The organism is Apibacter sp. (genome assembly GCF_025291155.1).
In the GTDB taxonomy this organism is placed as follows: domain Bacteria; phylum Bacteroidota; class Bacteroidia; order Flavobacteriales; family Weeksellaceae; genus Apibacter.
The window spans coordinates 1-2,245 of the sequence record NZ_JAMBJZ010000144.1; the positions used below are offsets into that span (position 1 = coordinate 1).

Annotated in this window: 2 protein-coding genes; both read right to left on the bottom strand. The window is 29.6% G+C overall.

Annotated features, from left to right (window positions below):
* Positions 1–293: 293 nt before the first annotated feature.
* The gene (locus tag M3Z80_RS09590; protein ID WP_293919392.1) at positions 294–866 is read right to left on the bottom strand and encodes a Maf family nucleotide pyrophosphatase; all 573 of its coding nucleotides are present in this window, start codon (positions 864–866) and stop codon (positions 294–296) included.
* Positions 867–956: 90 nt separating this feature from the next.
* The coding region (gene lpdA, locus M3Z80_RS09595) for a dihydrolipoyl dehydrogenase (RefSeq protein WP_293919393.1) at positions 957–2,245 on the bottom strand (1,289 nt) is incomplete at its 5' end.

The window sequence follows — 2,245 nt, forward strand, 5'->3', positions numbered from 1 at the left end:
AATTGATTTTTACGTTAAAATACTTTCCAGTATTTTTGCATCTATTTATTATTTTTACATTTATAAGTTTTTGAAAATGTATCAAAATGACTTATATATAACTCCATTAGCCCAGCGTATATCTTCTAGTTAATACAGAGTTGTTCAGCAGAAAATGTAAATATAGTTTATAAGATCTATAATTGAAATAAATTCTTTATTTATCATTATGTTATTATTTTTAACATAATAAATACAAGAATTTAATTATACTAATTAAAATATTTTTAGCATAAATTAGTATATATAGTCACCTAAAATTTAATATTTTCAAGATAATCGTAAACAATATGTGTAGGTAATCCCATTATAGTAAAAAATGATCCGGATATTTTATCAATTTTAGCTATACCAATCCAATCTTGTATACCGTATGAGCCTGATTTATCAAAAGGTTTAAAATTTTCAATGTAATATTCAATCTCATTATCACTCATTTTCATAAAATGAACTTCTGTATAATCAGTAAATACTTGAAAATCATTTTTTGTTTTAAAACCTACTGAAGTATAAACTTTATGGGAATTTCCTGATAACTCGGATAACATTTGTTTTGCTTGTTCGAAATTTTTAGGTTTTTCCAAAGCATGATTATTCATCCAAACAATCGTATCAGCTGTTATAACAACTGTTTTATCTTCAACTTCTCCATAGTATTTTGATTTTTGTTCAGCTAAGTATTCTGTTATTTGATTTTCTTTCAATTGCGAAGAATATGTTTCATCCATATCTAAGTGTATAGTATCGAAAGTATAATTTAAACTTCTTAAAAGTTCTTCTCTTCGAGGCGATTGAGAGGCTAAAATAATTTTAAATGTATTATTCATAGAATTTTTAAATTGTATAAAAAAATTAAAAGACTATCTCTATGAAGATAGTCTTTTAATAAAAAAATTATTGCGATAAAATTGTATATTTTATAAATCAATAGCTTCCCCATACGCAGCTTCTGTAGCCCCTTTAAATGCTTCAGAAATAGTTGGATGAGGATGTATAGTAGTTAAGATTTCATGAGAGGTAGCTTCTAATCTTCTTACAGCAACTGCTTCAGCAATCATATCTGTAACACCGTTACCTACCATATGGCAACCTAAAAGTTCTCCATATTTAGCATCATATATTACTTTTATAAAACCATCTGTATCCCCGTTTGCAGTAGCTTTACCAGAGGCTACAAATGGAAATTTACCTACTTTAATTTCATAACCAGCTTCTTTTGCCTTTTTCTCTGTCATACCTACAGAAGCAATTTCCGGAGAACAATAAGTACATCCCGGAATATTTCCATAGTCAATAGGCTCAACATTTAAACCTTTTATTTTCTCTACACATAAAATTCCTTCAGCGGAAGCTACATGAGCTAAAGCCGGTCCGGGAATTACATCTCCAATGGCATAATATCCTGGGATATTTGTTTTATAAAAATTATCAACAAGTATTCTCCCTTTATCGGTAACAATACCTACTTCTTCTAATCCTATATTTTCAATATTTGCTGTAATACCTACTGCAGATAAAATAATATCAGCTTCAAGTGTTACTTCTCCTTTAGGAGTTTTTACAAATGCTTTAACACCGTTACCTGTAGTATCGACCCTTTCAACAGAAGAGTTAACCATAACATCTATACCATGTTTTTTTATTGATTTTTCAACGTGCTTAGATACTTCTTCATCTTCAACAGGTACAATATTTGGTAAAAATTCAACAACTGTAACTTTGGCTCCCATAGTTGCATAAAAATAAGCAAATTCAATACCTATCGCACCAGATCCAACAACAATCATGGATTTAGGCATTGTAGGAAGTGTAAGAGCTTCTCTATATCCAATTACTTTTTTACCGTCTTGAGGTAAATTAGGCAAAACCCTTGAACGAGCACCGGTTGCTATAATAATATGTGAAGCCGAATACTCCGTTTTTTTCCCGTTTTTATCAGTAACTTCTATTTTTTTCCCAGGTTTGACTTTGGCATTTCCATTTATAACATCGATTTTATTTTTTTTCATAAGAAAACCGACCCCTTTATTCATTTTATCAGCAACCCCCCTACTTCGTTTTACAACATTAGTAAAATCAAAAGATGTTTCTGTTTTATTTAATCCAAATTCTTCTGCATGGTTTATTTCTTCATATACATGTGCACTTTTAATAAGAGCTTTAGTTGGTATACATCCCCAGTTCAAACATATTCCTCCTAGATTTT